At 65.0% G+C, this 24627-nt stretch carries 19 protein-coding genes and 3 pseudogenes; 9 read left to right on the forward strand and 13 right to left on the reverse strand.

The features are described 5' to 3' along the window. Positions 1 to 23: 23 nt before the first annotated feature. Both ACSKB8_RS27360 and ACSKB8_RS27365 read right to left on the reverse strand, forming a co-directional pair. Complete coding sequence (locus ACSKB8_RS27360) at positions 24 to 881, reverse strand: fumarylacetoacetate hydrolase family protein (protein WP_438107608.1); 858 nt, start codon at positions 879 to 881, stop codon at positions 24 to 26. A gap of 22 nt (positions 882 to 903) precedes the next feature. Continuing rightward, positions 904 to 2412 (reverse strand): bifunctional 3-(3-hydroxy-phenyl)propionate/3-hydroxycinnamic acid hydroxylase, encoded by a 1509-nt coding sequence (locus ACSKB8_RS27365; protein WP_438107610.1) that lies wholly within the window; start codon positions 2410 to 2412, stop codon positions 904 to 906. Between the two features lie 176 nt (positions 2413 to 2588). Here ACSKB8_RS27365 and ACSKB8_RS27370 point away from each other — a divergent pair, with 176 nt between their 5' ends. Next, positions 2589 to 3251 (forward strand): TetR/AcrR family transcriptional regulator, encoded by a 663-nt coding sequence (locus ACSKB8_RS27370; protein WP_438107612.1) that lies wholly within the window; start codon positions 2589 to 2591, stop codon positions 3249 to 3251. A 316-nt stretch (positions 3252 to 3567) separates the two neighbouring features. Here ACSKB8_RS27370 and ACSKB8_RS27375 read toward each other — a convergent pair whose 3' ends face one another. Next, complete coding sequence (locus ACSKB8_RS27375) at positions 3568 to 4359, reverse strand: DNA-binding transcriptional regulator (protein WP_438107614.1); 792 nt, start codon at positions 4357 to 4359, stop codon at positions 3568 to 3570. A gap of 147 nt (positions 4360 to 4506) precedes the next feature. On the opposite strand from ACSKB8_RS27375, the pseudogene ACSKB8_RS27380 reads away from it, so the two are divergent. The 3 genes and pseudogenes from ACSKB8_RS27380 (at position 4507) to ACSKB8_RS27390 (ending at position 6495) form a co-directional block, all read left to right on the forward strand. Next, positions 4507 to 5490 (forward strand): annotated as a pseudogene (locus ACSKB8_RS27380) (VOC family protein). Positions 5491 to 5531: 41 nt separating this feature from the next. Further along, entirely contained in the window at positions 5532 to 5954 is a 423-nt protein-coding gene (locus ACSKB8_RS27385; protein ID WP_438107616.1) for an MBL fold metallo-hydrolase, read from the forward strand. After that, positions 5866 to 6495, forward strand: coding sequence for an MBL fold metallo-hydrolase (locus ACSKB8_RS27390; protein ID WP_438107618.1), 630 nt, complete (start codon positions 5866 to 5868; stop codon positions 6493 to 6495). The genes ACSKB8_RS27385 and ACSKB8_RS27390 overlap by 89 nt, the downstream gene beginning before the upstream one ends. Positions 6496 to 6507: 12 nt before the next feature. Here ACSKB8_RS27390 and ACSKB8_RS27395 read toward each other — a convergent pair whose 3' ends face one another. Then, positions 6508 to 7170: a response regulator gene (locus ACSKB8_RS27395; protein ID WP_091889722.1), complete on the reverse strand. Its 663-nt coding sequence runs from the start codon at positions 7168 to 7170 to the stop codon at positions 6508 to 6510. Further along, positions 7167 to 8549 (reverse strand): histidine kinase, encoded by a 1383-nt coding sequence (locus ACSKB8_RS27400; protein WP_438107620.1) that lies wholly within the window; start codon positions 8547 to 8549, stop codon positions 7167 to 7169. Before ACSKB8_RS27400 ends, ACSKB8_RS27395 begins: the two co-directional genes overlap by 4 nt. Positions 8550 to 8743: 194 nt before the next feature. Here ACSKB8_RS27400 and ACSKB8_RS27405 point away from each other — a divergent pair, with 194 nt between their 5' ends. After that, positions 8744 to 9628 carry a DUF2380 domain-containing protein gene (locus ACSKB8_RS27405; RefSeq protein WP_438107622.1) on the forward strand — a complete coding sequence of 295 codons (885 nt, stop codon included), beginning with the start codon at positions 8744 to 8746 and terminating at the stop codon, positions 9626 to 9628. A gap of 87 nt (positions 9629 to 9715) precedes the next feature. Here ACSKB8_RS27405 and ACSKB8_RS27410 read toward each other — a convergent pair whose 3' ends face one another. Genes ACSKB8_RS27410 through ACSKB8_RS27420 form a run of 3 tightly spaced genes read right to left on the reverse strand, consistent with a single transcriptional unit; the run spans position 9716 to position 12753 of the window. Then, the gene (locus tag ACSKB8_RS27410) at positions 9716 to 10747 is read right to left on the reverse strand and encodes an L-idonate 5-dehydrogenase (protein ID WP_438107624.1); all 1032 of its coding nucleotides are present in this window, start codon (positions 10745 to 10747) and stop codon (positions 9716 to 9718) included. A gap of 27 nt (positions 10748 to 10774) precedes the next feature. After that, complete coding sequence (locus tag ACSKB8_RS27415) at positions 10775 to 11542, reverse strand: SDR family oxidoreductase (RefSeq protein ID WP_438107626.1); 768 nt, start codon at positions 11540 to 11542, stop codon at positions 10775 to 10777. Positions 11543 to 11553: 11 nt separating this feature from the next. After that, positions 11554 to 12753, reverse strand: a complete 1200-nt coding sequence (locus tag ACSKB8_RS27420; protein WP_438107628.1) for a mandelate racemase/muconate lactonizing enzyme family protein — start codon at positions 12751 to 12753, stop codon at positions 11554 to 11556. A 178-nt stretch (positions 12754 to 12931) separates the two neighbouring features. Between ACSKB8_RS27420 and ACSKB8_RS27425 the strand changes: the two genes are divergently transcribed. Both ACSKB8_RS27425 and ACSKB8_RS27430 read left to right on the forward strand, forming a co-directional pair. Next, positions 12932 to 13699: a GntR family transcriptional regulator gene (locus tag ACSKB8_RS27425; protein ID WP_438107630.1), complete on the forward strand. Its 768-nt coding sequence runs from the start codon at positions 12932 to 12934 to the stop codon at positions 13697 to 13699. Positions 13700 to 13723: 24 nt separating this feature from the next. Continuing rightward, a complete protein-coding gene (locus ACSKB8_RS27430) occupies positions 13724 to 15088 on the forward strand; it encodes an MFS transporter (RefSeq protein WP_438107632.1) in 1365 nt (454 codons plus the stop codon). A gap of 69 nt (positions 15089 to 15157) precedes the next feature. Here the strand turns inward: ACSKB8_RS27430 and ACSKB8_RS27435 are convergent, their stop codons facing one another. The 5 genes and pseudogenes from ACSKB8_RS27435 to ACSKB8_RS27455 form a co-directional block, all read right to left on the reverse strand. Further along, complete coding sequence (locus ACSKB8_RS27435; RefSeq protein ID WP_164939115.1) at positions 15158 to 15382, reverse strand: hypothetical protein; 225 nt, start codon at positions 15380 to 15382, stop codon at positions 15158 to 15160. A 131-nt stretch (positions 15383 to 15513) separates the two neighbouring features. Continuing rightward, on the reverse strand, positions 15514 to 16764 hold the full coding sequence (locus ACSKB8_RS27440; protein WP_438107634.1) for an arsenic transporter: 1251 nt from the start codon (positions 16762 to 16764) through the stop codon (positions 15514 to 15516). Positions 16765 to 16789: 25 nt separating this feature from the next. Next, positions 16790 to 18073 (reverse strand): MFS transporter, encoded by a 1284-nt coding sequence (locus ACSKB8_RS27445; RefSeq protein ID WP_438107636.1) that lies wholly within the window; start codon positions 18071 to 18073, stop codon positions 16790 to 16792. Between the two features lie 83 nt (positions 18074 to 18156). After that, positions 18157 to 18279, reverse strand: a complete 123-nt coding sequence (locus ACSKB8_RS27450) for a hypothetical protein (protein WP_438107638.1) — start codon at positions 18277 to 18279, stop codon at positions 18157 to 18159. 201 nt (positions 18280 to 18480) lie between these two features. Beyond that, positions 18481 to 20957, reverse strand: a pseudogene (locus tag ACSKB8_RS27455) (PAS domain S-box protein). Positions 20958 to 21165: 208 nt separating this feature from the next. Here ACSKB8_RS27455 and ACSKB8_RS27460 point away from each other — a divergent pair. After that, positions 21166 to 22236 carry a zinc-binding metallopeptidase family protein gene (locus ACSKB8_RS27460; protein ID WP_438107639.1) on the forward strand — a complete coding sequence of 357 codons (1071 nt, stop codon included), beginning with the start codon at positions 21166 to 21168 and terminating at the stop codon, positions 22234 to 22236. 189 nt (positions 22237 to 22425) lie between these two features. Further along, positions 22426 to 24442: pseudogene (locus ACSKB8_RS27465) on the forward strand (acetyl-CoA carboxylase biotin carboxylase subunit). Positions 24443 to 24627: the final 185 nt, after the last annotated feature.

Here is a 24627-nt window from a genome sequence, read left to right on the forward strand (position 1 = left end):
TCGTTGATCGATGGTGCTGGCGGTCAGGCCGGTTCGGCGATGACCGTGTTGCGCAAGATTCCGATGCCGGAGATCTCGACCTCGACGGTGTCGCCGGGGCGCATCCACAGTGGCGGCGTGCGCTTGGCGCCGACGCCACCGGGCGTGCCCGTGACGATGACGTCGCCGGGCACGAGTGGGCAGATCGTCGAGATGTAGGCGATCAGCTCGGGGATGGCGGTGATCAGAAGATCGGTGGTGGTGTCCTGCACGACATTACCGTTCAGCCGCGTCTGCAAGGAGAGCTTTGACGGATCGGGGATCTCGTCCGCAGTCACCAGCCAAGGCCCAAAACTGCCGCTCTCGGCAAAGGTCTTGCCAGAAAGGAACTGGCTGGTGTGGCGCTGCCAGTCGCGCACGCTGCCTTCGTTGTAGCAGGAATAGCCCGCGATATGGTCGAGCGCGCTGCTCGCCCGGATGTGGCGGCCTTTTTTGCCGATGACGAGCGCGAGCTCACCTTCATAGTCGAAATCGTCGCTGACCTTCGGCTTCACAATGGGCTGGAGATGGCCGACCTGGCTGCAGGGAAATCGGACGAACAGCGCCGGCTTCTCGGTGACGGTGCGGCCGGTCTCGGCGACGTGGTCACGATAGTTCAGGCCGACGCAGATGATCTTGCCGGGATCGGGGATGACGGGTGCGAAGGTGATCTTGTCGAGCGCGTGATCCGGCGCAGCGGAGGCGGCGAGATTCGTGGCCTCCGCGACGTGGCCCGTTTCGAGCAACCGGCGCAGCGTGGTGCAGCCGTCGCCGGCCATGCGCGCACCGAGATCGACGACGCCGCCGTCCTTGACGGCGCCGAAGGAGGCGCGACCGTCGGCGAAAAATGAAAGCAGCTTCATGAAGTGTCCTTGAAGAGTTCGGTCAGGCCGCGGACGGCACGTGGGTTGGAGGCGTGATGGCGGCGACAAGTCGGTTGAGCTCGGCATCGTTGCGGGCGGTGCCGCGCACATAACGGTCGGGCCGAACGAGCGCGGCCGTGATGCCGTGCTCGCGAAGCCATGGTCCGATGTCCTCGGCATCGTCGCTGGACAGGATTTTGATCCCCGCCTGTGAAGGATTGAGAGATGACGACAACGTGGCCGCGCTCGCGACGAGGAGCACATGGCTGTAGCCGACCTGGTCGTCGCTGCGGCCGCCGTCGCGCAAGGTGAACTGCGGCGCGAGATGTCCGGCGAGAGGCAGGTCGCCGAGCGCAAGGCCGGGGCCGAGCAGGGGCTTCTTCACCTCCAGCCTGACCGGCGCATTCTCGCGCGCTTTGCCTGCGGCAAGGCCGGCTTCGATCGCCTTGGTGTTGATGACCCCGCCGAGGCGAATGGCGAGCTCAATGAACTCGCGCACATGCGGCTGGCGTTCGCTCTGATAGGTGTCGAGGAGGTCAGCTGCAGCGCCGCCGCGGATGATCGCGCTGAGCTTCCAGGCAAGGTTTGCAGCATCGCGGATTCCGGCGCACATGCCCTGGCCCAGGAAAGGTGGTGTCTGGTGCGCGGAATCGCCGGCGAGCAACAGTCGAGCACTGCGCCATCGTTGCGCGATGACAGAATGAAACGTGTAGACCGCGGCGCGCTCGATTTCGGCATCATCCGGCGTGATCCAGCGCGACAGCAGCTTCCAGACCTTGGCAGGTTGCGCCACCTCCTGGGAGTCCTCATCGGCAAGAACCGTGATCTCCCAGCGCCGCCGTGTGCCGGTGCCGCGCACGTAAGTTGCGGGCCGCCGCGGATCGCAATGCTGGAGGCTGTAGTCGCCGAGGTCGTCGCGCTCGCGCTTGAGCAGGACGTCGACCACCAGCCAGCGCTCGTGGAAGCCGAGGTCGTCCAGCCCCGAGCCGACGAAGCGTCGCACCAAGGAGCGGGCGCCGTCGCAGCCGATCACGTAGCCGGCGCGGACCTTGCTGAGCCTCCCGTTGGAGAGGTCCTCGTAACGGATGCGCACGCCATGCTGATCCTGGTCCAGTGCGAATACATCGCAACGATTGCGCAAGGTTACGTGCGGCCATCGCGCGAGGCCGCCGATCAGCGCGTCCTCCAGATCGGGCTGATGGAAGCGATAGCTCAGATTCCAGCCCATCGGGGTGAGCGTCTGCGGCCGCGACCAGTCCAGCAGCATGCGGCCATCGGCGTCGAGGAAGAGCATCCCGGGGCTGAGGATGGTTTGCGGCAGGATGGCGTCGGTAAGGCCAATGGTCTGGAACACGCGCATGCATTCGTCGTCGAAATGCACCGCGCGCGGCAAATGATAAGTCCGCGCCTCGCGCTCAAGCACCAGCGTGCGCACGCCGCACAGGCCGAGCAGGTTGGCGAGCGTGGCGCCGACCGGACCACGGCCGACGATGACGACGTCAAATTCTTCGGGCGCGGAGTTATTTTGCATGGGGCGATCTTCGTCCTCAGGCGGTTGACCGCTTCAACGCCGTCGCGCCGAGTGTCCGTCCAGCGGACACACACACACACGCTCGGGCCCCCGACATGTGGCTGGGTGAGCCGCGCGGGGCCCTTGCAACAGGCGGCAATCACGTATATGTACAGATGAACATATATGAGGGCGACATGGCGAAGGCCAGGAAGAAGACCGCTGCGCTGTCCCGCCCGCGGGGGCGGCGGAGCAGGGATATGCCGGATGGCCGCCAAGCGCTCTTGGCCGCGGCCACACGGGCTTTTGCCTGTCACGGTTTCGATGGCGCCGATCTGCGCAGCGTCGCTGCGGCTGCCAATGTCAGTGCCAACCTGGTTCGCGTTCACTTCGGCAACAAGGCCGCGCTCTGGGAGGCTTGCCTTGATCAAGTCGTGGCGATCGGACTGCCCGCCATGGCCGGGGTCCGGCAGATTGCTTCTGATTCCACGCGCTCGCTGGGTGAACGGCTTTGCGGGGTAATCCGTGAGATCGCCGCCTTCTATGCGGCGCATCCAGACGTCAGGGATTTCGTCGTCCGGCATGCCACAGAAGTGCCGGAGCGGGCCATGCTGGTGTCGGATCGACTTCTACATCCGGCCTATGCGACGGTTCGTGAGCTTTTTTCCGCCGGCATTGAAGCAGGTATCATTCGCAGTCGTCATCCGGCGTTGTTTTTTGCTCTTCTCAATGCTGCGCTGAACCAGCCGCCTGCTTTTCCGATGCTGATCAATCGGATTGCGCCCGAGATCGACCCGGAAGCCTCTCGCGATCTGCTGACCGAGACGACCATCGCGACGTTTCTTCATCTTCCGCAATGACGCTGGATGACATCGCCAGCCTCGCCAAATGTCCAACCTGAGAGTGAGAGTCCCCCATGCAATTTCGTCTTGTTCTTGCTTTGCTGAGTGCAACGATCACACCGGCCCTTGCCCAGTCCGGACCGAGCGAGGCCGTCCAGCGGCAAGCCTGCATGGGGGACGCCCTTCGGCTTTGCGCCGCCTATGTTCCCGACCGCGCCCAGATCAGGGATTGCATGGCTGCTCAGCGAGATCAGCTCAGCGCGCAATGCCGCGCCGTGTTTAATGCATCCGCTGAGGCTTCGGCTCCGCAACGGCATGTCGGATCCCGGCCGCGTTAGGATTCGACCGGGATGGCCGCCGCCGCTTCGCGCAAGGGCGCAACAAACCTCGCGATGGCTTCGTCGAGTGAAAGCGCTGACCGGATCCAGATGATCGAGATGCAGCCGAACACGATCTCGCCGCGGACGATCGGCACCGCAATCGAGGCGGTCTTGGGGTTGAACTCGCCCTCACTACGAACGGCATAGCCGCGCTTTGCAGTCTGCGCGATCATGCGGGTGAAGCGACACTCATCGAGGAACGGGCGGTCGTCGGCTTCGTCGATGCGGCGGAGATGACTGACGATCAGATCGCGCTCGCGTGCGGGGCAGGCGGCGAGATAGGCGCGGCCGGCGGAGGTGCGCAGCATCGGCAGGCGCTTGCCGATCATGCCGCGGTCGATCGAGAGGGGACTGCGCGAATGGGTCGTTTCCTGCACCACCATCGCGGCGTTCTCGTAGGTGGAGAGATCGACCGGCCAGACCAGGGTCTTGCTGAGTTCGGCGAGATAAGGCGCTGCCGCCTGGCAGATCACCACGCCGGGATCATAGCCGTCACCGAGGCTCAGCGCCCGCCGGGTCACACGAAAACGGTCGTCGCTGGCGCTGCGCGCGACATAGCCGAGTTCCTCCAGCGTTTCGAGCAGGCGATAGACGGTGGGCCGGGGTAGGTCGAGCGCGCGCGCAACGTCGCCGGCGCGGATGCCGCCGGAGCGGTTGACCTCTTGCAGCACGTCCAGCCCGCGCTTGAAGGCACGAACGCCTTCCGACTGACGGGGCTGGCCGTTCCGCGTCCGCTCCTTGGACACTTCGTATTTCCTCCCTTGTGGCGCACGGTCGCGCGATTATCGTCGTTGCGAACGCAAAGCGATTGCGGGACTTCACCGTAGGATCGCACGCGGCCGGTATCAAGTTCGCCGCACTGCGGCACATGCGATACCTTCGGGAGGACGTCGATGGAAATCACCGCGCTCGGCTATATCGGGATCAATTCGTCCAGCTCGACTCGTGGAGCCGGATGGCGACCACGCTGCTCGGCATGCAGCAGGTCGACCGCGGCGGCAAGATACGCGCCTTCCGCATGGACGACCGCAAGCAGCGCCTGATCGTCGATGGCGGCAGCGATGCGGGGTTCGCGGTGATGGGATGGGAGGTCCCGTCGACCGCCGAGCTGGACCAATTGGCCGGACGACTGGAAAGCCACAGCGTCAAGGTGGTCCGCGGTTCGCGCGCGCTTGCGGATGAACGTCATGTCACCGAGCTGATCACGTTCGCCGATCCCGCCGGCAACCGGTTGGAGGCGTTCTACAAGCCGGAGCTTGCGACCGAACCGTTTAGGCCCAGCCGACCGATCTCGGGTTTCCGCACCGGCGCGCTCGGCATGGGACACGTCGTGCTGAATGTCGAGGACGTCGAAGCGCTGTTGCCGTTCTATCGCGACGTGCTCGGCTTCCATGTCTCGGACTTCGGCCTCAAACCCTACGGGCTCTATTTCTTCCACGTCAACGGCCGCCACCACTCCTTTGCGATGGTCGGCTCCGGGCGCAAGGCGCTGCACCATTTCATGGTCGAGCTCGGCAGTCTCGACGATGTCGGACAAGGCTATGACCTCGCGCAGATGGACGATGGCCGCGTTGCCTATACGCTGGGACGGCACACCAACGATCACATGACCTCGTTCTACGTGAACACCCCGTCCGGCTTCTTCATCGAGTATGGCTGGGGCGGGCGCGTGATCGATCCCGCGACTTGGCAACCGCACGAGACCTTCGACGGCCCGTCGCTGTGGGGTCACGAGCGGCTCCATATGCCTGAAGAGCAGCGCAAGCGACTGCGCGATATGCGAACTCGATGCTGCGGCGCGCGGCGTGCGCGTCGCCGACCCGCGCGTGCCGCCGCTCAACTGCGCGTGGCTGGATTCGGTGATCGCACGCGAATGATCCGCGGCCACGCAGCAATCTAACATCCAAGGAAACCAAAGATGATCAAGACCCTCGTGAGGGCCGGCCTTGTGCTGCTCGCGCTCAGCACTTCTGCCTCGGCCGAACCGATGAAGGTCACGCTGCTCGGCACCGGCGTGCCGACGCCGCGACCGACCAGCTTCAGCGCGTCGACGCTGGTGGAGGCAGGGAACGAAAAACTGCTGTTCGATCTCGGCCGCGGCTCGACCATGCAGCTCTACAAGCTGAAGATTCCGCTCGGCGCGATCACCGCGAACTTCATCACCCATCTGCATTCCGACCACCTCGTCGGCCTTCCCGACATGTGGTTGACCGGCTGGCTCGCCACGCCCTGGGCGTCCCCGCAAAGGACCGATGAAGCTCTACGGGCCCAAGGGCACCGTCGCGATGACGGAGAACCTGACGAAGGCATTCGCCGACGACATCCGCATTCGCATCGATGACGAGCACCTCGATCCCGTGGCGGTCACATTTGCCGCAAAGGACATCGAGGCCGGGGTCATCTACGACAACAACGGCGTCAAGGTCACCGCGATCGAGGTCAATCACGGCGAGAAGATCAAGCCATCGTTCGGCTATGTCGTCGAATACGGCGGCCACAAGATCGTGCTGTCGGGCGATACGAAATATGACGAGCGCATCGCGACGGCGGCCGAGGGCGCCGACCTCCTGATCCACGAGGTCGCGGTGATTGAGCCGGAGGTGCTGTTCAAGAATCCCGTCTATAAAGACATCCAGGCGCACCACACCGCGCCCGAAGAGGCCGGCCGCATCTTCGCATCGGCCAAGCCGAAGCTTGCCGTCTACTCCCATATCGTGTTCGGCACAGTAAAGCCGGTGCCCGAAATCCCGGAGGAGACGCTGATCCTGCGCACCCGCACGGCTTACAAGGGGCCATTGCTCGTCGGCCGTGACATGATGTCGTTCAGGATTGGCGACCGAGTTGAAGCCTATGGGCCGGATGGCGCGAAACTCGATCCGTAACGGGTAGGGCGCTCAGGCCTCACCGAGATCGACCTCCGTCAAGAGTCCCTGGCGCAATGCCAGCCGCACCAGCTCGATGTCGGAGCCGACGCCGAGCTTGTCCTTGATCAGCGAGTGCAGGTTTGCCACCGTCTTCGGGCTGACATGCAGGGTCTCGGCGATCTCCTCCGTCGTGTTCTCGGCGAGCAGCAGCCGCAGCACCTCGAATTCGCGCGGTGTGAGCACGTCGGCGGCCGAACTCTCGCCGCTGATACGGCTGAGAGCAAGTTCGTGGTCGATGTCGGGGCTGATCGCGATCTTGCCGGCGAGCACGTCCTTCACCGCGCGCACCAGCGTCTCGGGCGGATTGGTCTTGGTGACGTAACCCCTCGCACCGGCGCGGATCGCCTGCACGGCAAAGCCGGCATTCTCGTGCATGGTGAAAACCAGGATCCGTGCGCCCTTGTCCCATTGCCTGATCCGCCTGACGGCCTCGATGCCGCCGATGCCGGGCATGCTGAGGTCCATGATGACGAGGTCGGGCGCCTCGGATTTGTACAGGCGGTAGGCTTCCGCGCCGTCGGCCGCCTCGGCGACGACGCGCAAGCCCGGCTGCTTCTGGAGCACGGAGCGATAGCCCTCGCGGACGACGGAATGGTCGTCGACCAGCAGGATGGTCGCGTCAGCCGCGCTCATGCCGCGTGCTCCAGTGCCTGCCGATCGGCGGCCGCGAGCGGAATGACCACGCGCAATGCCGAGCCATGGGGACCGGTTTCGAAGCTCAGCCGGCCGCGAAGCGCGGCGACGCGCTCGCGCATGCCGAGCAGGCCCATGCCCGATTTGACGGCCGCCTCGTTCGGCCGGCCGTCGTTCTCGATCGCGAGCGCGATCTCACTTTCGGCCATCGTCAGATGCAGGCTGACCTTCGTTGCGCCGGCGTGCTTGGCCGCGTTGGTGAGCGCCTCCTGCACGATGCGATAGAGGTTGGCGCTGACGGAGGCGGGCACGCTCTCGAAGCCGCCCTCGAAGGAAATATCGAACCGGGTCTGGCCGCGGCTGCGGCCGTTCCATCCCGAGACCAGGCCTTCGAGGCTCGCGACGAGGCCGAGCTCGTCGACATCGGGCGGCCGCAACCGGAACAACGCGCCACGCAGCGTCTCCATCATGCCGGTCGCGGTCCGGGCGATGCTGTCGCACTCTCCCAGCAAATCGGGGCAGTCCTGCGCCGCAGTCTGGCGGGCGGACGCGGCAAGCGCGCGGATTGCGGCTAGCGACTGGCCGAACTCGTCATGCAGCTCGCGCGCGAGATGGCGCCGCTCCTCGTCCTGGAGCGCGATCAGCTTCCGCGTCAGCTCGCTGCGCTCGGCGAGCGCGATCTCGAGGCTTTCGGCGAGATGGTTGAAGACGTCGCGGATGGCGGAGAGCTCGGCGAGGTCGAACGGCGGCAGCCGTGTGGTGAGGTCGCCAGCGGCAATCCGCTCGAGGCCGTTGCCGATCATGCGGGTGGGACGCAGGGCGCGGGCGAGTGCGGCATAGACCAGCGCGCAGAGCAGCGGCAGCGCGATCGCAAGCGCGATCATCAGGCGGCCGGCCTCGTGCCAGGCCCCTGCCGTCTGCACCGCCGGGTCGACCGAGACCACGGTCTCGCCAAGCTTCGTTCCGCGCACGATCACGGGCCGCGCCGCCTCGCGGCCGGGGTCGAACAGGCTGCGATAGAAGGCGGCGAAGGCTTGCGGCGGCGGGCTCGCCGGAGCAGGCGCGCCACTACAGAAGCGCTGAAGCATCTCGCCGCTCGCGCTGCGGAATCCAAGACACAGGCCGGGCGTCATCACATGGGCCGAAACCGGGTCAAGGTTCGGAAAGTCGGAGCGCGGGCTGGCCACCCACTGGATCTTGCCCTGTTGCAGCTCCAATGTCTTGGCCACGATGGCGGCGATACCGTCGATGCGCGCATGTGCGGCGCTGTCGGCGGTAACAAGGAAATAGGCGGAGATCGCGGCGAAGCAGGCGGCCGATACGGCGGCCACGCGCAACGTCAGACGGACCTTGAGATCGAACCTCGGGCGATTCCACATCGGCGGGTACCTGGTGCGAACGGGTTTGTCGCTCCCGCATTAAACGGCAGAACGCAAGCGGCGGGAAGCGTTCCCGCTCTGCCGCAGTGCAACGTCGTGAAATTTTCCCGGCGCTCGTCGGGACGGCCGCGGCTGCATTGTCTCAGGTGACCCGGCCAGATTTGCCCGGCCGCTCCATCCCACGAGGCCCGTTCATGCACTGCTCCCGGTTGTTTCTCTCTGCTTTTCTCCTCTTCGTCCTTTCTTCGCGGGCCGATGCCGAGCCTGCCATTGGCGTTGCCATGGACGATTTCAGCTATACCGACACGTCGGCCGAGCCGGCCAACCAGACCGCCGCCCACGAGCGGCGGCTCTCGGCCTTCATGGCCGCGCTCAGACGGGATATCGGCGCGGACCGGCGCTATCGGCTGGTGCCCTCTGCCCAGGACGGAGCAGCGTTCAAGGTCATCGGCGGCATCCAGAAGACCAGCACGCTGGTGCAATGGGCCAAGGTCGCTGTCATCGACGTCGGCGCCAAGATGCTGGTGATGGACAAGCTCTACACCTTCCGCGGCGACAATGATGAATCATGGGAGCGCGCCGAAATTTTTGTCTCGCGCGAGGTCATGGCTGCGCTCGCAACACCTGCGCCGGTCGCGCTGGCGGTGTTCGAGTTCGAGCTCGAGGACACGACCGCAGCCTCGGTGGGCGCGTCAGCCGCGTCGGACGCCTCGTACCTGGCCGAGGTCAGCAGCGGTGTGCGCGATATGCTCGGCCAATCCGGCCGCTATCGCATCGTCGATGTCGGCCGCAAAGCGGCGAAGGCGCGCGCCTTGCGAGATTGCGGCGGCTGCGAGGCGGCGATCGCGCAAAAGCTCGGCGCGGATCAGTCGCTGGTCGGCGTGGTGCGGCGTGTCAGCCGCACCGAATACACGCTCGGCTTCCAGGTTCGCGACGCCAGGACCGGCGCGGTGCTAGCGCGCGGTGACAGCGGCTTGCGCCTCGGCGCGGACTATTCCTGGAAGCGCGGCGCCGTGCGGCTGGTCAGCGACCGGCTGATCGAGAGCCAGCAGGCCACCGACGCACCTAAAGCGCGATGAGATGAGGACGAATCGTCATCGCGCTTTAGGCTATTGTTTGAGCATGATCTTGTCGGAAAACCGCTGCACACTTTTCCGGATCATGCTCTAGAAGGTAAGCTGCACCTTCATCGACTGTGCGCGGTCGCTGGCGAGCTCGAAGGCGGCGACCGCGTTCTCGAACGGCATGGTGGCCGTGATCAGCGGCTTGACGTCGATCAGGCCTTCGCCCATCAGCCGCACCGCGAGCTCGAACTCGGAATCGAAGCGGAAGGTGCCGCGAAGCTGCAATTCCTTGGCGACGATGCTGTTGATCGGCAGCGTCATCTCACCGCCGAGTCCGAGTTGCACCAGCGTTGCGCCCGGCCGCAAAACGTCGAGCGCGGTGCGGAGTGCAGCCTGGTTGCCTGAGGCTTCGAACAGCGTGTCGAACACGCCCTTGCGGGCGCGCCACGGATCAAGCGCTGTTGCGTTGGTCGCGACATTGATGGCGTGGGTCGCGCCGAGTTTTTTCGCGACCGCGAGCGGCGCTTCGGACACATCCGTTACCACGATCTCGGATGCACCGCCGAAGCGCGATACCAAAATCATCAGCGCGCCGATCGGGCCGCAGCCGGTGATCAGCACGCGCTTGCCGAGCAGGGGGCCGGCCTGCTTGCCGGCATGCAGGCACACGGCGAGCGGTTCGGCGACCGCGGCTTCCGCCAGCGATAGCTTGTCTGCGATCGGCACGGCCTGCATCGCATCGACCGTGATGAATTCGCGAAAGCCGCCTTGCACATGGGGAAAGCGCATCGCGCTGCCGAGGAAGCGCATGTCGAGGCACTGGTTGCGCATGCCTTCTTGGCAATGCAGGCACTGGCCGCACGGCTTGCTCGGATTGACCGCGACGCGCGAGCCCGGCTTGACGCTGGTGACGCCGTCACCGACGGACGCGACCACGCCGGCGATCTCATGCCCCAGCGCCATCGGCTGCTGGATGCGGACCACGCCGAAGCCGCCGTGATGGTAGTAGTGCAGATCGGAGCCGCAGATGCCGCCATTGGCGATCTTGACGCGGACCTCGCCCGGGCCGGGCTCCGCATCCGGATAGTGATCGATCCGCAGGTCTTTCGGGGCGTGAATGACAACGGCGCGCATGGGCTTCTTCCTTCGGCGGTTCGCAGGTCACATCGCGGCGATCATGCCGCCATCGACATAGATGATCTGGCCATTGACGTAAGTCGAAGCGTCGGAAGCCAGGAAGATCGCGGCGCCGACCAGCTCATCCGGCTTGCCCCAGCGTTTCGAGGGGATGCGGCCCATCAGCCAATTGTTGAAATCGGTGTTGTTGACCAGCGCCTCGTTCATGTCGGTCAGCATGTAGCCGGGGCCGATCGCATTGGCCTGAATGCCGTGCTGGGCCCATTCCACTGCCATCGAGCGGGTCAGATTCTTGATGCCGCCCTTGGCGGCGGTGTAGGGCGCGATGGTCGGGCGCGCGAGCTCGCTGCCGAGCGAGCCGATATTGATGATCTTGCCGTGCTTGCGCGGGATCATGCGCTTGGCCGCCTCGCGGCCGATCACGAAGGCGCTGGTGAGGTTGGTCTCGATCACCTTGCGCCATTCGTCGGTGGTGAATTCGACCAGCGGCTTGCGGTGCTGGATGCCGGCATTGTTGACGACGATGTCGACGGCGAGGCCTTGTCTGTCGAAATCGTTGAAGGCGGCGACGATCGCGGGCTCGTCGGTGACGTTGAACGCGGCGCCTTCGGCCTGGTGACCGGCATTGCGAAACTCGGCGACGGCCTGCTCGACGCGCTTGGGATCGACGCCGTTGATGATGATCTTGGCGCCGGCTTTGGCCATGCCTTCGGCAATGGCGCGGCCGAGGCCGCGGGAGGAGCCCGTCACCAGCGCGGTGCGGCCGGAAAGGTCGAAGAGGGCGGTGCTCATCTTAGGAATCCTTAGGCGTTGGAGCGGCGCACGGTCAGATCGGAGCGGTCGAATACGGCGGGCAGAAGATCGACGCCGAGGCCGGGGCCCTCCATGGGATAGACAAAACCGTCCTTGATCGTGGGCATGGTGGTGACGAGCTCATTGTACCAGCCCTTGTAGAAGGCGCGCACCGATTCCTGGATCAGCGTGTTGGGCTGGCTGAACGACATGTGGATGGCGGCGACGAAGCCGATCGGGCCGATGCAGTCATGCGGTGCAAAGGGCCGGTGATAGGTCTCGGCCATCGCGGCGATCTTGCGACCTTCGGTGAGGCCGCCGGTCCAGCACAAATCCGCCATCACCACGTGCATGGCGTCGCGGTCGAGCATATCCTTGTAGGGAAAGCGTGAGCCCAGCGTCTCGCTGGCGCAGACCCAGACATCGGTCGAGCGCGCATATTCTGTCAGCGCCTGCGGCGAGTTCATGCGGATCGGGTCCTCGTACCAGGTCGGCTTATAGGGCTCGAGCGCGCGCGCGATCTGCTTGGCTGTCGGCAGATTCCAAAGCGAGTGGAGCTCGACCATGATCTCCATCTTGTCGCCGACGGCTTTGCGGATCTTCTCGAACGGTTCGATCGCCTGCTTCATCTGCGCGGCGGTGATGTAGAGGCCCTTGTTCTCCTGGGCCGCCGGATCGAACGGCCAGATCTTCATCGCGGAGATGCCGCTTTCCAGAAGGCTCTCTGCGAGAGCGTCGGCGCGATGCATGAAGCCGTCGAGATCCTCGTAAGGCCCCTTGGAGGCGCCGAGATTCCAGTTCGCGACCGGGCTGATATTGGTCGAGCGGACATATTGCGTGCCGGCGCAGGTGTTGTAGATGCGCTGCTTGTCGCGGCAGAGACCGCCGAGCATCTGGTGCACCGGCTGGCCGCAGACCTTGCCGAAAAGGTCCCACAGCGCGATGTCGATCGCAGACGCTGCGCGATATTCGACGCCGGTGGATGACTGCGCCATCGGCAGGTTCAGCATGTCGCGGTGGATGGCTTCGATGTGCAGGGGATTGCGGCCGAGCAGCCGGCCGGCAAAGGTGTCGTGGATCTGCGCCTCGACTGCGCCCGCGCCGTAGAAGGTCTCGCCGAGCCCGATCACGCCGGTATCGGTGTGGATGCGCACCCAGATGACGTTGGAGAACTCCTCGGTGCGCAGGGTCTCGATCGACGTGATCTTCACGGCAACAATCCTCCCGTCGGGCCCATAGCGCCCGTTTTGTTTGTCATTTCTGCGCCGCCGTTGCCGGCGGGGCCGGTGCCAGTTTTACGCCGGCTTGTAATATATCACAACATGTTTTAAGGATATCACAAACAAGGCGCCGCCTCGCAATGAGAGCGCAGGCTGACGGGAGGACGACATGGCACGGCGCAAGCGCGCGCTCGAGGTGGTGAGAAACGACGATGACGGCGAGGGCAGGCCCTCCCGGCGCAATCGCCTCAACTTCTTCGAGCTGGCCTATCAGAAGATCGAAGAACTCCTTGTTCACTGCGAGCTCAAGCCCGGCCAGTTCATGACCATGCTGGAATTGCAGCAGATCACCGGCTTCGGCCGCACGCCGGTGCATCATGCTGTCAATCGTCTCTCCGCCGACACGCTCATCATCATCCGTCCGCGGCACGGGCTCCACATCGCGCCGATTGATCTGGCGCGTGAGCGCATGCTGCTGGGCTTGCGCCGCGACATGGAGCGCTTCGTGATCCGCCTTGCGGCCGATCGCGCCAGCCTGTCGCATCGCAATCAGGCGCTGCACATCGAGCGTCTGCTGCGCGAGCGCCGCGCCAGCCTGACCCTCGACGAATTCAACAGCATCGATCGCCGCATCAACGCGCTGGTGCTGGAAGCCGCCGGCGAGCCTTTCCTCGCCCACACGCTGCGGCCCCTGCACACCCTGTATCGCCGCATCGGCTTCATCCACCATCGTTTCATGCCGGGACAGACCGAGCTGTCGGGCACGATCGATTGCCATCTCGCCATTCTCGCTGCGGTCGCCAATCGCCGCGTCGAGGATGCCGTGAAGGCGAGCGATGCACTGATCGACTACATGGACGCGATATTCACCGGCATGGAGGCGGGCATCGATCCGCGCCTGCTCGATTGCAGCATCGAGCCGCTGCTCGGCACGTAGAGAGTTTTGAAGAGAGGACCAAGCATGTCAACGATGGCGATGCCACATCCGACCGCGAGCGAAGCCGCGGTCCGCTACCTCATCACGAACTACAGTCCCAAAGGCAACAAGGTCGGCTGGCTGATGATGGCCTCGATCCTGGTCGAAGCCTGGGATCTCTATTCGATCGCCTTCGTGCTGATCTTCATCAAGGAGCAATACAATCCCGATCCGCTGATGCTGGGCCTTGCCGCGGCCGGCACGCAAGGAGGAGCCCTGATCGGCGCGCTGCTCGGCGGCTGGCTGTCCGACAAGATCGGCCGCCGCGTCATGTTCCTGGTGACGATGGTGATGTTCATCGTGCTGGCGCTGGCGCAGGCCTTCGTGCCCAACGTTACCTGGCTCGTGGTGATCCGCTTCCTGCTCGGCATTCCGCTCGGCTCGGACATCTCGACCGGCTACACCTACATCATGGAATCCATGGCCAAGGGTGAGCGCGAGGTCATGGGCAACCGCTGGCAGTTCATGTTCGCGGTCGGCGAGGTGATGACCATCGGCGTCATCGTGATCTTCCTGCTGACCGACATGAACCACGAGATGCTGTGGCGCGTGACGCTCGGCCTCGGCGCGGTGCCGGCGCTGATCATCCTGATCATGCGCCACGACGTGCCGGAGACGGCGGTGTGGCTGGTGCAGAAGGGGCGCTACCGCGAGGCCAAGCAGGTCGCGCGCGAGATGTTCAGCGACAATCTCGACATGCTGCCGGACCGGGACGTCGAGATGCCGAAGGTCTCGACCCGCGCGTTCCTCGCCGATCTCAAGAAGGATCCGATCCGCTGGCGTGCCACGCTGTATGGCTGGATCGCATGTTTCGCGCAGGCGAGCGAGTTCTCGACCTTTGCGTTCTACCTACCGGTGCTGTTTGCAATGGTCGGCGTGTCGTCGATCCTCGGCAACAATCTGGTGACGATGGCGCTGTTTGCCTTCGCAGCCCTGTCGGGGTGGGTCGGGCCACTGCTGACGCCGAAGATCGGCCATCGCGGCATCGCGATGGCGGGCTTCTCCATCGTGCTGGTGTCACTGCTGGTCGCTGCGTTTGCGCTCTACACGGACAACAAGATGCTGCTGCCGTTCGCCGCGGCCGGCATGCTCTGGGGCCACTATTGGGACGCGTCGAACTGCATGACGATTCCGACGATGGTCGCGCGGCCGCGATACCGCGGCACAGCCAGCGGCTTCGCCTACATGTTCGTGAAGCTGCCGTCCTTCCTGGCGATCTTCCTGTTCCCGACGCTGTTCGCGGCGATCGGACAAGCCAACGCCACCCTGTTCGTGGCGATCTTCCCGGTGATCGGATTGCTCGCTGCAACCGTCATCCTGCCGGAGGTCTACGGCTACGAGAACGACTGACGAAGCGCGACCTGGTCGCGGCGTCATCGCCGCGATCGGGGCCTATTTCGGGATGTCGCGCGCCGGCGGCTACGGGCTCAAGAAGACCGGGTCGATCCCGACTCCATGGCCGAGCAGGCCGATCGCCTGAAGCTGGGCGGAGTGGAGGTCGATTTCCACGATGGCGAACAGGGTAAACAACACCACTGCGGAGAAGACCAGCAGCGGATGGGCCGTCTCGGCCCGGCTCTCGTCGCCGCGAATCGGGCGACGCAGGGAGGAACTCTGCGGCAATGCTTTCGATCGAATCTGCATGATGAACCTTCCTTGCCGCGCCATATCCATCTGATCTGCGCGACAATGGAATTCTAGCCACGGCGTCGCCGCCGGCATTGATGCACCGCAAATAGCTCGCACTCGATTTCGAAAGCTGGGTTCGGTATCCCTTACCAGATTGCCGCCGCCAACGCCGCGATCAGTGCGGGTGGCGTCACCAGCAGGCCGAGCTTGAGGAACAGCCAGGCGCCGACCTCGATCTTCTCGCGCCGGAGCGCGACCAGCCAGAGGATGGTGGCGAGCGAGCCGGTCACCGACAGATTGGGGCCGAGGTCGACGCCGATCAGGATGGCGCTGACAACAGGCACGGGCAGATGATCGCTGGCGGCGACCGAGCCGGCGACAAGGCCGACCGGAAGGTTGTTGGCGATGTTGTCGGCGAGCGCGGTGGCAATGCCGACGCTCCAGGCGGCCTGCGGGACGGATTGTGCCACCGCTTGGTGCAGCAGCCCGCTGAGCTGCGCGATCACGCCGGTCTTCACCAGCGCCTCGACCATGACAAAGAGCCCGCCGACCAGCGGCAGCACGCTCCAGGACACGCCGCGCAGCACGGGCATAGGCGATTGACGGTTGATCAGCAGCACGGCGGCCGCCGTCGCGGTCCCGCAGACGAACGTCGGCAAGCCCAATTGCAGATCGAGTGCAGAGGCCCAGATCAGCACGATGCCGATGGCGCCGATGCCATAGGCGGTCAAACGGCCGCCGCGTCCGAGCTTCGGGTGAGGGACACTCTTTTCGATCGTTTCATCCTTCAGCTCGCGGTGCAGCGCAAGGCGCAAGGCGACATAGGTGAGCCCGATCGAGGCAAGTGACGGCAGCGCGAACTGACGCAGCCACGTTCCGAGATGCGGCATGTGCTTGCCGAAGACCACGAGATTGGCTGGATTGGAGATCGGCAGCACGAAGCTCGCGGCATTGGCGATGAAGGCGCAGACGAACAGATAGGGCAGCGGCTTGGCGCCGGCCGCGCGGGTGGCGGCGTAGACGGCGGGCGTGAGCACGATCGCGGTGGCGTCGTTCGAAAGCAGCACCGTCACCAGCGTGCCGACGAGGTAGATCAGCAGGAACAGCCGCTGCGGGGAGCCGCGTGCATGCTCGACCGCAAAGGCGGCCAGATCGTCGAACAGGCCTTCGAGGCGGGCGAGTTCGGCGATCAGCATCATGCCGATCAGGAAGAGATAGACGTCGACACCCTTCTCGATACCGGTGAGCGCATCCTGCCAAGGCAGGAAGCCGAGCAGCACCAGTGCAACGGCGCCGATCAGGGCCCAGATCGCCTCCGGCAGGCGAAAGGGCCGGATGATGACGCCTGCGGTCGCGGCGGCGATGGTGCTCCAGGCCCAGATGGCGTCAGACGGCACGGTCAGTCCTCAAGGTGAACCAGATCTATTCGGCAGCGATACCTGATGCGGACGCCGCTGTCTTCCCCCGCAGGCACAGATCGCCATCTGCGCCTTGCCGCGTCTCCGGTAGAGCGAAGAAGCAGACCACGGCCCCGATCGCCGCCACGATGCCGAGCGAGAAGAACGCTGCGCTGTAACCGACGCCGACCACGACCAGGCCGGCAAGCGTCGTCGATAGCGCCGCGCCGATGCTCTGGGCGGTGATGACCGCGCCCTGCGCGACGTTGAAGCGGCCGGTGTTGCGCATGAGGTCGGCTACGATGACGGGAAAGATTGCGCCGAAAATGCCGGCTCCGACGCCGTCCAGAAGCTGCACGCCGACCAGCCAGAATGGATTGTCCGAGAGCGTATAGAGGACACCGCGGATCGGCAGGATCAACAGCGCGGCAAGGAAGAAGCGCTTGTGGCCCCAGCGGTCGGCCTTGGCGCCCACCAGCATCGCGAACGGCACCATCACGACTTGCGCGGCGACGATGCAGGCCGACATCAGGCTGGTGCCGATGTTCTTGTCCTGCAGCGCGAGCTTCTGCCCGACCAGCGGCAGCATGGCCGCGTTGGAGAGGTGAAACAGGATCACGCAAATTGCGAAGATGAGCAGGGGGCGGCAGGTCAGGAGCACGCTGAAGCCCGAGGGCTGTTCGGGCACCGTGCTGGCGTCGCTGTCGTGCAGACCGCGAGCGAGATCATGGTCGATGGCCCGTTCGGGGATTGCGACAATGCTGGCGAGGCTCGCAATCGCCATGGCGCCGAGCAGGTAGAACACGACGGTCGGGCCGAACCAATAGGCGAAGAGGCCTGCCAGACCCGCCGCGACAGCGTTGCCGGCATGGTTGAAGGTCTCGTTGCGTCCGATCCTGCGGGTAAAGGCGGAATGGCCGAAGATGCCGAGCGAGACGGCCGCGATTGCGGGCGGGAAGATGCCAGCGGCGGCCTGGGCGATCCCCTGCGAGATCGCGACCGGCCCGAAGTTCGGAAACAACGGCAGCGATAGCGAGGCAAGCGCCACCAAAATGGCGGCGACCACCATCGCGAGCCGCTTCGCCCGCGTGGCGTCGACCAGCGCGCCGGCCGGCGTCTGCGCCGCGATGCCGGCGATCGTCGCGATCGACATCACGAGGCCGATGCGCGCCTCATCCCAGCGCTGCTCGGTGAGCAGATAGACCGCGAGATAGGGCCCGAGCCCATCGCGGACATCTGCGAGGAAGAAGTTGGCCGCATCCAGCGCGCGGCCGGCGCGCCTCGTCTGATCGGAGTTTGCGCTCGACATCGGGTGTCTCGGTCGAGGCTCAAAGTGGCCCCGGCAGCAACCATCGTGATGTCGGCCTGGTTCCGCGGATCACGTCGGGCTCCTCAAGACTTGACCGCGAGCAGCACCGCGCCGCCGCCGATCTTGGCGAAGATCGCGGTCAGCGCCGCAAAGCAGGCGGAGAGGATCGCCCAGGTCTGCCGGGCGGAGAGGAGGGCGGGTTTCATGGGGAATACCTGGTGCGCTACGTTTCGATCGTCGTTAGGCGAATAACTGCAGCCTAACACTCAGCCGTCGTCCCGGCGAAGGCCGGGACCCATAACCACAGGCAGGTGTTTTGCGAAGGAGACATCGTGTGTGCCACAAGAAGATTCCGCGGTATGGGTCCCGGCCTTCGCCGGGACGACAGCGTGTGTTGTGGTCTCCATTCACCTTACCACCGAAAGCTTCTCCGTGATCGCCTTGCGCAAGATGCGCGAGAGCGATTCCACCGAATAGGGCTTCTGGATCAGCTCGAAACCGCGATGCGCATTCTCGGCGAGCACGTTGCTGTAGCCAGAGGTGAGCACGACGGGCAGGCCCGGATAGCGCTCGCGGATGATGCTGGCGAGCTCGACGCCGTTCATGCCGGGCATGATGACGTCGGAGAAGACGAGGTCGACGGCGAATTCGTTCTCGCCAAGGATCGCGAGCGCCGCATCGGCGCTGGCGACGCGGCGGACGACATAGCCGAGATCCTCCAGCAGCTCGGTGGAGAAGCGGCCGACCTCGTCATTGTCCTCAACCACGAGCACGCGGTAGCCGCGCCCGGTGGCCGCGGCCTCATGGGTCAGTGCCGCGGCTTCCTTGTCCGTCGCAGGGCTTTGCGCCCGCGGCAGATAGATGGTGAAGGTCGCGCCTTTGCCTTGCCTGCTCGTCACCGCAATGTCGCCCTCGGACTGTTTTGCGAAGCCGAAGGCCTGGCTGAGGCCGAGCCCGGTGCCCTTGCCGACCTCCTTGGTGGTGAAGAAGGGCTCGAAGATCAGGTCGAGATGCTCCGGCGCGATGCCGCAGCCGGTGTCGGTGACTGAGATGGCGACATAGTCGCCGCCGCGCGCCGATTGTGCGCGCAGGCTCGGAATCCCAAAGACCTTGCGGACGGCGATGGTGAGGCCGCCTTCGCCGTTCATGGCGTCACGGGCGTTGACGGCGAGATTGATCAGCGCGCTCTCGAACTGGGCGATGTCGGCCACAGTGAAGCAGCCGGGATCCTCGACCTCGACCGCGATCTCGATGCTGCCTCCGACCAGCGGGCGGATCAGTTGCGCGACGCCCTCGACCTGGCTGCCGACATTGAAGATCTGCGGCTTGAGCGGCTGCCGCCGCGCGAACGCCAGCAGCTGTGCAGTCAGCGTGGAGGCCCGCTCGACCGTCTCGGAGATGGCATCGACATAGCGGCGGCGGCGCTCCTCCGGCAGCTCGCGGCGGCGCAGGAAGTCGGTCGCCGAACGGATGATGGTGAGGAGATTGTTGAAGTCGTGCGCGACGCCGCCGGTGAGCTGGCCGATCGCCTCCATCTTCTGCGACTGCCGCAGCGCTTCCTCGCCGCGCCGGCGCTCGGTGATGTCGACGGCCTCGGGCACGGCGCCGGTGATGTTGCCGTGGCGGTCGAGCACGGGGCGCATGCCGAAGTCGAAATCGCGCTCGCCGATGGGAAGGCGCAGCCGCATCTCGAGCCGCACGGCTTCGCCCTTGAGCACGGTATCGAAGGCGTCGCGCACCAGCGCGCCCATGCCCTCCGTCGCGCTGAACCAGGGCGTCTCCCACAACGGCTTTCCGATGACGTCCGAGGAATTCGCCTTGATGCCGTCAAGCGCAGTCTTGTTGGCGTAAAGCAACTCGCCCCTGAGATTGACGAGGCCCTGATACTGGTTGCTGGTCTCCAGGATCGCACGCAGCCGCGCCTCGTTGGATTCGAGCTCGGCGGTGCGCTGGGCGATGCGCTCTTCCAGAGTCTCATTGAGCTGCCGGAGCTCGATCTCGGCCTGCTTGGCCGCGGTGATGTCGTGGGCGACGCCGATGAAGCCGATATGCTTGCCGGTCGGGTCCCAGCGCGGCTGCGATTCCGAGCGCAGCCAGCGCCATTCCCCTTGGCATTCTTGTAGCGTGCTTCCAGCACGAACGGTTTTAGCGACGCTTCGCCCTGGACGGATTGCTGGAGCACATGCGGCAGGTCGTCCGGATGCAACACCTTGCGCCAGTCGAAGTCGATGGCCTGATCATAGGGCAGGCCGACGAAATCGACATAGGCCTGGTTGGCGAAGGAGCGCTTGCGGTCGAGCTTGGTCACCCAGATCGGCACCGGCGCGCTGTCGGCGATCAGCCGGAAGCGTTCCTCGCTCTCGCGCAGCGTCTCGCGCGCGAGCGCCTGGGCGGTGATGTCGATGTGGGCGCCGACGAGGCGGATGGCGCGGCCGTCCTTGTCGCGCTCGATCTTGGCAACGACCCGAATCCAGCGGGTCTCGCCGTCATTGGGGCGGATGATGCGGTATTCGGCGGTGTAGTCTTCGCTCGTTCCGGCGAGAGCCTCGAAGAAATGTTTGACGGTCGCGTCGCGATCCTCGGGATGGATGCGGTTGACCCAGTCCTCGTGCGTCTCGTCCGCGGCCTCCGGGGGCAACCCATGGATCATCAGATATTCGGGCGAGCGACGGTTCTTGAAGCCCTCACGGAAGTCGACCTCGACGCCGCCGACCTTGCCGATACGCTGGATGCGCGCGAGCTCGGCCTCGCGCTCCTGAAGCGCGCGATAGGCGTTGTCACGCTCGCGCGCGACGTCTTCGAGGTGCTGGCGCAGCCTTTCGGCAGCGATTGTCTCGGGCAAGGGTTTGTTCAAGGCATGGGCCGTTGTCATGCGGGTGCGCACGTGCCGGACCGATATTCACACAGACGGAGCGTGATGGCCATCACTTAGAAGGGAATATGCAGGGAAGGGCGCGGATTCCGGCGGGTATGAACGAATGCCTCCACCGGCTATTTGTTCCTGACGTTGGAACGATGCGCCCTCTGCGCGCGTATCTGCGAGGCGCGACAACTCTGATTCCACAAGACTCCCTTTGCGAAGAGGCTAAATCTTGAAGCTCTTTGTCTGCCAGGCCTGCGGCAACGTCCTCTATTTCGAGAACCGCGCCTGCGAACGCTGCGGTCACCGCGTGGCCTTCCTGCCGGAGAAGGAGACGATGTCGGCCGTCGAGCCCGACGGCGAGGCCTGGAAGACGCTGACCGACGCGCGCGAAATCCGCATGCTGTGCCGCAATGCCGAATACGATTCCTGCAACTGGCTGACGGATACGGTCGACGGCACGGGCTATTGCCGCGCCTGTCGTCACAACGGCATCGTGCCGGATCTGTCGGATCCGGCGCAGCTCGCCGGCTGGCGCGGGCTGGAGGTGGCAAAGCACCGCCTGTTTTATTCCCTGATCCGTTGGAAGCTGCCGCTCCAGACCCGGCAGGACAACCCTAAGCATGGGCTGATCTTCAATTTCCTCGCCGACGATCCGCACAGCGGGGAGAAGGTCATGACCGGTCATGACAACGGCCTGATCACGATCGCTCTCACCGAGGCCGACGACATCGAGCGCGAGCGGCGCAGGCTCGAGATGGGCGAGCCCTACCGGACGCTGCTCGGGCATTTCCGCCACGAGGTCGGACACTATTTCTGGGACGTGCTGGTGCGGGACGGCGGCAAGCTCGACCAATGCCGCGCCATGTTCGGCGACGATTCGGCCGATTACGGCCAGGCCTTGCAGCGCCATTATGCCGAAGGCGCGCCGCCGGACTGGCAGCAGAACTACGTCTCGGCCTACGCGACGACGCATCCGTGGGAAGACTTCGCCGAGACCTGGGCGCACTATCTCCACATCGTCAACACGCTGGAGATGGCCGCCGAGTTCGGCATGGAGGTACGCCCCAAGGTCGACCGCGACGGGGAGCTGACGACGCGCATTCGTTTCAACCCCTACGAGGCCCGGGATGTGGAGGCGCTGGTCAGCGCATGGCTGCCCTTTACCTTCGCCATGAACAGCGTCAACCGCGCCATGGGCCTGCGCGACCTCTATCCTTTCATCCTGTCGCCCGCAGTGATCGCCAAACTGGGCTTTGTTCACAGCCTCGTGCGGGACGTAGCCAAGGCCGGGAAGCCGTAGGCGGTGCCAGGGCCCGCAGGCCCCGCTCCGCAAGCCCGTTCCGGTCTTGCGCTGGTACGCCAGAGGGGAGGGATTTAGACCGTTGCCTCCGGCCCATTTTGATGTACCACGGGGGCCACACGGCCCGTTTCCCATAGGCCCCAACGGCCAGGAAAGGGTCCCCGCCCAAGGTCGAGACTCAAGAAAAGCATGTTCAAACGCATTCTGATCGCCAATCGCGGCGAAATCGCCTGCCGGGTCATCAAGACTGCCCGCCGGATGGGAGTTCAGACGGTTGCGGTCTATTCCGAGGCCGACCGCGATGCCCTCCATGTCGAGATGGCCGACGAGGCGGTGCTGATCGGCCCGCCCGCTGCGGCCGAGAGCTATCTGGTGATCGAGAAGATCGTGGACGCCTGCCGCAAGACCGGCGCCGAGGCCGTGCATCCCGGCTACGGCTTCCTGTCCGAGCGCGAGGCGTTTCCGCGCGCGCTGGAGGCGGCCGGCCTCGTCTTCATTGGCCCGAACCCGGGCGCGATCGCAGCGATGGGCGACAAGATCGAATCCAAGAAGGCGGCCGCCAAGGCCAAGGTCTCGACCGTGCCGGGCTATCTCGGCGTCATCGAGGACGACAAGCACGCGGTGCGGATCGCCGACGAGATCGGCTACCCCGTGATGATCAAGGCCTCCGCCGGCGGCGGCGGCAAGGGCATGCGCATCGCGCACTCCAAGGCCGAGGTCGCCGAAGGCTTCAACCTCGCCAAGGCCGAGGCCAAGGCCTCGTTCGGCGACGACCGCGTCTTCGTCGAAAAATTCATCGTCGATCCCCGCCACATCGAGATTCAGGTGCTGGGCGACAAGCACGGCAACGTGATCCATCTCGGCGAGCGCGAATGCTCGATCCAGCGGCGCAACCAGAAGGTCATCGAGGAGGCGCCGTCGCCGCTGCTCGACGAGGAAACCCGCCGCAAGATGGGCGAGCAGGCCGTCGCGCTGGCCAAGGCCGTGAACTACGATTCCGCCGGCACCGTCGAGTTCGTCGCAGGGCAGGACAAGAGCTTCTACTTCCTGGAGATGAACACCCGCCTCCAGGTCGAGCATCCCGTCACCGAGCTCGTCACCGGCATCGATCTCGTCGAGCAGATGATCCGCGTTGCCGCCGGCGAGAAGCTCGCGATCGCGCAGAGGGACGTCACGCTCACCGGCTGGGCGGTGGAATCGCGCCTCTATGCCGAAGATCCGTTCCGCAACTTCCTCCCCTCGATCGGACGCCTGGTGAAATACCGTCCGCCGGCGGAAGCCAGCAAGGATGGCATCACCGTGCGGAACGACACCGGCGTGCAGGAGGGCGGCGAGATCTCGATCCATTATGATCCGATGATTGCGAAGCTGGTCACGCATGCGCCTTCGCGCGCCGCCGCGATCGAGGCGCAGGCCACCGCGCTGGACTCGTTCTATGTCGACGGCATCCGTCACAACATCCCGTTCCTGTCCGCGCTGATGCATCATCCGCGCTGGCGCGAAGGCCGGCTCTCGACCGGCTTCATCGCTGAGGAATTCCCGAAGGGCTTTGCGGTGCGCGTGCCCGAAGGCGAGGTCGCGCGGCGGATCGCTGCGGTCGGCGCCGCCATCGATCATGTGCTTGGCGAGCGCAAGCGGCAGATCTCGGGCCAGTTCAGGCGGCCGCATCGTACAGCGCGAGCGTCGTCGCGCGGTCTGGCTCGATCACCAGGAGATCCTGCTCGAGGTCGGACGCGAGAGCGAGGCGATCGCGGTGCGCTTCATCGATGCCGAGGGCAAGGCCGGCAATGCGCATCTGTTGCAGTCACCGTGGAAGCCCGGCGATCCGGTCTGGCAGGGCACCATCGACGGCCAGTTCATCGCGGTGCAGGCGCGGCCGATTGCCAATGGCATCCGCCTCGCGCATCAGGGCGTCGAGGTGCCGGTCTATGTCTGGACCGAGGCGGAAGCGGCCTCGGCACGCTTGATGCCGGTGACGACGGCCTCCGATACCGGCAAGAAGCTGCTCTGTCCGATGCCGGGCCTCGTGGTCTCGATCGCCGTGAACGAAGGGCAGGAGGTCAAGGCCGGCGAGACGCTCGCTGTGGTCGAAGCCATGAAGATGCAGAACGTGCTGCGCGCCGAGCAGGACGGCACCGTGAAGAAGATCCACGCCAGCGCCGGCGCGACGCTCGCGGTGGACGCGCTGATCTTGGAGTTTGCGTAAGACTGGTCTCGGCTATTGCCCAATGTCGTCCTGGACAAGTGAGCGGAGCGAACGCCGATCCAGGACCCATTACCCCAGGGAGCAGTTGTTGACGGAGATCGTAGCCATCACCTGCAGCGACAATGTACAGTTGGGGTAATGGGTCCTGGCTTTCGCCAGGACGACGATAGAGTGTGTTCGCATCG

This window comes from Bradyrhizobium sp. BR 1432, assembly GCF_051547705.1.
GTDB lineage: Bacteria > Pseudomonadota > Alphaproteobacteria > Rhizobiales > Xanthobacteraceae > Bradyrhizobium > Bradyrhizobium zhanjiangense.

Bases quoted from the DNA above. Each gene is read 5' to 3' on its own strand.
- ACSKB8_RS27405 (WP_438107622.1), top strand. From the start codon at position 8,744: ATGCACTGCTCCCGGTTGTTTCTCTCTGCTTTTCTCCTCTTCGTCCTT.
- ACSKB8_RS27395 (WP_091889722.1), bottom strand. From the start codon at position 7,170: ATGAGCGCGGCTGACGCGACCATCCTGCTGGTCGACGACCATTCCGTC.
- ACSKB8_RS27445 (WP_438107636.1), bottom strand. From the start codon at position 18,073: ATGTCGAGCGCAAACTCCGATCAGACGAGGCGCGCCGGCCGCGCGCTG.
- ACSKB8_RS27410 (WP_438107624.1), bottom strand. From the start codon at position 10,747: ATGCGCGCCGTTGTCATTCACGCCCCGAAAGACCTGCGGATCGATCAC.
- ACSKB8_RS27365 (WP_438107610.1), bottom strand. From the start codon at position 2,412: ATGCAAAATAACTCCGCGCCCGAAGAATTTGACGTCGTCATCGTCGGC.
- ACSKB8_RS27415 (WP_438107626.1), bottom strand. From the start codon at position 11,542: ATGAGCACCGCCCTCTTCGACCTTTCCGGCCGCACCGCGCTGGTGACG.
- ACSKB8_RS27385 (WP_438107616.1), top strand. From the start codon at position 5,532: ATGATCAAGACCCTCGTGAGGGCCGGCCTTGTGCTGCTCGCGCTCAGC.
- ACSKB8_RS27450 (WP_438107638.1), bottom strand. From the start codon at position 18,279: ATGAAACCCGCCCTCCTCTCCGCCCGGCAGACCTGGGCGATCCTCTCC.
- ACSKB8_RS27435 (WP_164939115.1), bottom strand. From the start codon at position 15,382: ATGCAGATTCGATCGAAAGCATTGCCGCAGAGTTCCTCCCTGCGTCGC.
- ACSKB8_RS27360 (WP_438107608.1), bottom strand. From the start codon at position 881: ATGAAGCTGCTTTCATTTTTCGCCGACGGTCGCGCCTCCTTCGGCGCC.
- ACSKB8_RS27400 (WP_438107620.1), bottom strand. From the start codon at position 8,549: ATGTGGAATCGCCCGAGGTTCGATCTCAAGGTCCGTCTGACGTTGCGC.
- ACSKB8_RS27370 (WP_438107612.1), top strand. From the start codon at position 2,589: ATGGCGAAGGCCAGGAAGAAGACCGCTGCGCTGTCCCGCCCGCGGGGG.
- ACSKB8_RS27425 (WP_438107630.1), top strand. From the start codon at position 12,932: ATGGCACGGCGCAAGCGCGCGCTCGAGGTGGTGAGAAACGACGATGAC.
- ACSKB8_RS27430 (WP_438107632.1), top strand. From the start codon at position 13,724: ATGTCAACGATGGCGATGCCACATCCGACCGCGAGCGAAGCCGCGGTC.
- ACSKB8_RS27390 (WP_438107618.1), top strand. From the start codon at position 5,866: ATGAAGCTCTACGGGCCCAAGGGCACCGTCGCGATGACGGAGAACCTG.